This window comes from Mesorhizobium sp. M7A.F.Ca.ET.027.03.2.1 (assembly GCF_003999175.1).
GTDB lineage: Bacteria > Pseudomonadota > Alphaproteobacteria > Rhizobiales > Rhizobiaceae > Mesorhizobium.
On record NZ_RZOM01000559.1, the window covers coordinates 1 to 4,014 of the forward strand.

General features: G+C 59.5%; 8 protein-coding genes. 5 read left to right on the plus strand and 3 right to left on the minus strand.

Annotated features, from left to right (window positions below; translation table 11 throughout):
- Together EN750_RS22110 and EN750_RS22115 are read left to right on the plus strand one after the other, a co-directional pair.
- Positions 1 to 232 (plus strand): aminopeptidase (locus EN750_RS22110; protein ID WP_145967832.1); only part of this gene is annotated, 232 nt, incomplete at its 5' end.
- A gap of 16 nt (positions 233 to 248) precedes the next feature.
- Complete coding sequence (locus EN750_RS22115) at positions 249 to 611, plus strand: DUF488 domain-containing protein (protein WP_127270292.1); 363 nt, start codon at positions 249 to 251, stop codon at positions 609 to 611.
- Between the two features lie 195 nt (positions 612 to 806).
- On the opposite strand, the gene EN750_RS22120 is transcribed toward EN750_RS22115, so the two are convergent.
- Positions 807 to 1,142, minus strand: a complete 336-nt coding sequence (locus EN750_RS22120) for an ArsC family reductase (RefSeq protein WP_245481766.1) — start codon at positions 1,140 to 1,142, stop codon at positions 807 to 809.
- A gap of 160 nt (positions 1,143 to 1,302) precedes the next feature.
- On the opposite strand from EN750_RS22120, the gene EN750_RS22125 reads away from it, so the two are divergent.
- Both EN750_RS22125 and EN750_RS22130 read left to right on the plus strand, forming a co-directional pair.
- Positions 1,303 to 1,659 carry a metalloregulator ArsR/SmtB family transcription factor gene (locus EN750_RS22125; RefSeq protein WP_127397642.1) on the plus strand — a complete coding sequence of 119 codons (357 nt, stop codon included), beginning with the start codon at positions 1,303 to 1,305 and terminating at the stop codon, positions 1,657 to 1,659.
- Positions 1,656 to 2,135: an SRPBCC family protein gene (locus EN750_RS22130; RefSeq protein WP_127397643.1), complete on the plus strand. Its 480-nt coding sequence runs from the start codon at positions 1,656 to 1,658 to the stop codon at positions 2,133 to 2,135. Before EN750_RS22125 ends, EN750_RS22130 begins: the two co-directional genes overlap by 4 nt.
- A 93-nt stretch (positions 2,136 to 2,228) precedes the next feature.
- Here EN750_RS22130 and EN750_RS22135 read toward each other — a convergent pair whose 3' ends face one another.
- Positions 2,229 to 2,582 carry a nuclear transport factor 2 family protein gene (locus EN750_RS22135; protein ID WP_127261632.1) on the minus strand — a complete coding sequence of 118 codons (354 nt, stop codon included), beginning with the start codon at positions 2,580 to 2,582 and terminating at the stop codon, positions 2,229 to 2,231.
- A gap of 166 nt (positions 2,583 to 2,748) precedes the next feature.
- On the opposite strand from EN750_RS22135, the gene EN750_RS22140 reads away from it, so the two are divergent.
- Positions 2,749 to 3,453, plus strand: coding sequence for an SOS response-associated peptidase (locus EN750_RS22140; RefSeq protein ID WP_127320782.1), 705 nt, complete (start codon positions 2,749 to 2,751; stop codon positions 3,451 to 3,453).
- Positions 3,454 to 3,482: 29 nt separating this feature from the next.
- Here EN750_RS22140 and EN750_RS22145 read toward each other — a convergent pair whose 3' ends face one another.
- Positions 3,483 to 3,797, minus strand: coding sequence for a hypothetical protein (locus tag EN750_RS22145; protein ID WP_027036017.1), 315 nt, complete (start codon positions 3,795 to 3,797; stop codon positions 3,483 to 3,485).
- Positions 3,798 to 4,014: the final 217 nt, after the last annotated feature.

Below are 4,014 nucleotides of genomic sequence, written 5' to 3' on the forward strand. Positions count from 1 at the left end.
CTTCAACACGCTGTTCGACGAGAACGCCGCCTGCCATATCGCGCTCGGCCAGTGCTATTCGAAGTGCTTCGTCGACGGCGCCTCGCTCAGCCAGGACGAGATCGCGGCGCGCGGCGGCAACAAGAGCTTCATCCACATCGACTGGATGATCGGTTCGGACAAGATCGACATCGATGGTATCCACAAGGACGGCGCCCGCGTGCCCGTCATGCGCAAGGGTGAATGGGCTTGACCGTACGGAGGGTGCGATGGCCTTCGACCTGGCGGTCAAGCGTATCTACGAGCCACCCGCGCCCGATGACGGGCAGCGGGTTCTGGTCGACCGCATCTGGCCGCGCGGTGTCAGCAAGGAAGACGCTGCGCTGACGCTGTGGTTGAAGGACATCGCACCGAGCGACGACCTGCGAAAGTGGTTCGGCCATGCGCCGGCGCGCTGGCCGGAGTTTCAGGAGCGGTATCGTGCTGAGCTGGACGGGAACGGCGAGGCGGTGAGTGAATTGCGAGGCTTGATCAGCCACGGCAAGGTGACGCTGCTCTATGGCGCGCATGATGAAGCGCATAACAATGCGGTGGCGCTGGCGGGGTATCTCAGCGCAAGCGCTCACAATTAGCCATCGTTAGCCAGACCTTCGTCATCTTCGGGCTTGACCCGAGGATCCATGCCGCGACCTCAGTCGAAAGGCGCAGCGGAGTAGAATCTGCACCGTTGCAACACGGATAGTCACGGCATGGATCCTATGGTCTGCGCTGCGTCGCTCCGCTCCTTGCTTCGCCATAGGATGACGAAGTGAGGTGTATGCGCTGCCCTACTTCACCACCGCCTCATAAACATCAGCCTTGAACCCCACCAGAATCCGATCCCCAACCTCCAGCACCGGTCGCTTGATCACGGTCGGCTTGGCCAGCATCAGCGCCTTGGCCTTCTTTTCGTCGAGGCTCTGCTTGTCGTTGTCCGGCAGCTCGCGAAACGTGGTGCTACCCCTGTTGAGCAACTTTTCCCAGCCGACCTTGCCAACCCAGCCATCGAGCCGCTTCGCGTCCAGTCCCTCTGCCCTGAAATCGTGAAACCGGTAGGCCACGTCATGGCCATCCAGCCAAACCCGTGCCTTCCTGACCGTGTCGCAGGTGGTGATGCCGTACATGGTGATCGTCAAAACAGTGGCCCTTCGGATTTCGAATCTGACCGCAGATTAAGGACGCTCTGCGCGCTTTGCCAGCGCTGCCCCGGCAGGCCTTCGGTTTTGCCCTTGCCAACACTAAGGAATTTTCCTAAGTGTTTTGACAGCGCCTCAGGACCAATCAATGACAAGCCTCCAGACCCCAACTCCGAGCCCTCCACCGATCGACGGCATCTTTCGCGCTCTTGCCGACCCGACGCGACGCCGCGTTGTCGAGCGGCTGAACCGCAGTCCCGCCTCGGTCAGCGAACTCGCGCAGCCTTTCAAGATGGCGCTGCCGTCCTTCATCGAACATCTCAAGATTTTGGAAGGCTGCGGGCTGGTGCACTCGCAAAAGACCGGCCGGGTCAGGACCTATCAGCTGGCACCTGAGCCGCTGAAACTCGCCGAAAACTGGCTGGCCGAACAGCGCACGCTTTGGGAGCGCCGCCTCGACCAGTTCGACGCCTATGTGATGACCCTCAAGGAGACAGAAAAATGATCTATCCCCTCAAGCCGGATCCCAGGCTGGACCTCGTGCTGGAGCGCGTCATCGATGCGCCGCGCGAATTGCTGTGGCGCGCCTTGACGACGCCGGAGCACGTCAAGCAATGGTTCACGCCGAAGCCTTGGATGATCACCGACTGCGAGATCGACCTCAGGCCGGGCGGGCTGTTCCGCACGCGCATGCAGTCGCCCGACGGAACCGAGGTCAACGACCGCCATTGCTGCTATCTCGAAATCGTGCCGAACGAGCGGCTGGTGTGGACGGATGCATTGTTGCCGGGTTACCGGCCGTCAGGAGAACCCTTCATCACCGCTGTCATTTCCTTGCAGCCGGACGGCAAGGGCACGCGCTACACCGCCACCGCCATCCATCGCGACGAGGCGACCCGCAACAACCATGAAGAGATGGGTTTCTTCGACGGCTGGGGCACGGTGGCCGATCAGCTTGCGCAGTATGTGAAGACGATCTGATCTTCCCACATGACGGCCAGGACGTTGTCTTGGCCGTCATGCTTGTTTTCAACCCGGCAGCGAAGAGAGCAGTCTCCCGGTGGCATTTCCGCCTCAATAATAGAAGCGCTCTTCGGTGATCTTGCCGTTCTTGACCGTGTAGAGGCCAACTTCATCCATGGTGACGCGCTCGCCGGTGGCCTTGGGCGTGATGTCGAACTTGAAGCGCACCGCGAACTGGTCTCCGTTGACATAGGGGCCCTCGACCGAGCCGCCATGCACTTCGTTGTTCTCCTGCCACCACTGGCCCTTCTGCCTGAGAGCCTCCTTGCCATGGGAGATGGCCATTGGCCCCGCCATGGCTTCGAGACTGACGATATCATCGGCATTGTACTTCTCGGCAGCAGCTTCGTTATCGCCCTGCTTGAGCAGCTCGGTGAAATCCTTGGCAATTTCCGCGATGGTCATTTGTGTTCCTCCTGTTCAGACGCACTGCAAGTAGGGAACAGCTTACTGCCCTGCCATCGTCGGGCCGCGTCGTAGCTGACAAGCCATGTCAGGATGACAATGTCGTGCAGATCGCGCTCCCGCACATCCGGTTGCGGACACAAGCCAATTCCGCAATTCTAGGTGAATGTGCAACCTCTACAATATTACCACGACGCAAGAGGCGGTCCGCCAATGGACACACACAATGCGCGACGTCAGCGGCAACCTTGAGCCTTCGCTTGACGTCTATCCCAATCAGCCTGGCCTAGTCGTTCGCAACACGGCGGATGGGGAGCGTGAGCTGGCGAAACTGCTTTGGGGTTTGCCAACGCCACCTGAACGCATAAAAGGCAAGGCGGACTACGGCACTACCAACGTGCGCAATCCGCAATATTCGCACTGGCAGCAATATGTCGGCGTCGAGCACAGATGCGTCGTGCCGGTGACCAGCTTTGCCGAACCCAGCCCTACCCCGAACGACAAAGACCCAGACACAGGCATCCAGCGCAATTATTGGTTTGCGCGTGACGAGAGCCGGCCGCTGTTCTTCTTCGCTGGTTTCTGGACCCGTTGGCAAGGCGTTAGAAAGGTCAAGGATGGTCCTGGCGACTTCGAGCTATTTGCCTTCATGACAACCAAGCCTAACGCCGTCATCGCGCCGATCCATGAGAAGGCTATGCCCGTGATCCTGACCACGCCGGAAGATGCCCAGGCCTGGCTTATAGCGCCGTGGGCAGAAGCGAGGCATTTGCAGCAGACAGCGCCGGACGATGCATTGGTGATTGTTGAGAAGCCCGCCACGCAGATCAAGTTTCCGCAGCAGGTGCCAACTCAAGGGTCTCTGTTCTAGGCCGCAGGATCGACTAATCAGCCGCTTTCTTAATCGTCGTCTCGCCAGATCACCCGGCGAACCATGCGGATTTCGACAAGGCGCCTGACCCGAATTTTCAAGCGTTCAGCGGCGCTCGGCAAAATAATGCTGGCATCAAGCTCGCGAAGCTTGCAGCGCTCGCACCGCATATGCCGTTCGACGTCCCAAAAGGGAATATCCCCCACAAGCTTTGCGAGATCGCCGGGCAGATAGTGCCGAGTGATGTTGCAGTGCCGGCATCGAACACGAATGAGTTGCCCGACTTCGTGCGCAAGGCACAGGGTCTGCACATTTCGGCGCGGTCGGCTGCTCAATTCCGGCATCGGCCAAACTAGGAATATATTCCCCGGCGAGTCAATCCTACTTAGTTCCATGGTCTTTTGTTCACAGCCGGCTGACAGGTCCACATAGTCAGGGCGACGACGGCCCGTAGCCGATGATGCCCTTGACCTCGAAGTTGGTCGCCCAATCGGCGTAGTGCTTGTAGCCACGGAGCGGCGCGAACGGATGCTTCGGTTTTTAACGTAGCTGAAACTAACC

Coding starts and splice junctions, on each gene's coding strand:
- EN750_RS22115 (WP_127270292.1), top strand. CDS start 249: ATGGCCTTCGACCTGGCGGTCAAGCGTATCTACGAGCCACCCGCGCCC.
- EN750_RS22120 (WP_245481766.1), bottom strand. CDS start 1,142: ATGTACGGCATCACCACCTGCGACACGGTCAGGAAGGCACGGGTTTGG.
- EN750_RS22125 (WP_127397642.1), top strand. CDS start 1,303: ATGACAAGCCTCCAGACCCCAACTCCGAGCCCTCCACCGATCGACGGC.
- EN750_RS22130 (WP_127397643.1), top strand. CDS start 1,656: ATGATCTATCCCCTCAAGCCGGATCCCAGGCTGGACCTCGTGCTGGAG.
- EN750_RS22135 (WP_127261632.1), bottom strand. CDS start 2,582: ATGACCATCGCGGAAATTGCCAAGGATTTCACCGAGCTGCTCAAGCAG.
- EN750_RS22140 (WP_127320782.1), top strand. CDS start 2,749: ATGTGCAACCTCTACAATATTACCACGACGCAAGAGGCGGTCCGCCAA.
- EN750_RS22145 (WP_027036017.1), bottom strand. CDS start 3,797: ATGCCGGAATTGAGCAGCCGACCGCGCCGAAATGTGCAGACCCTGTGC.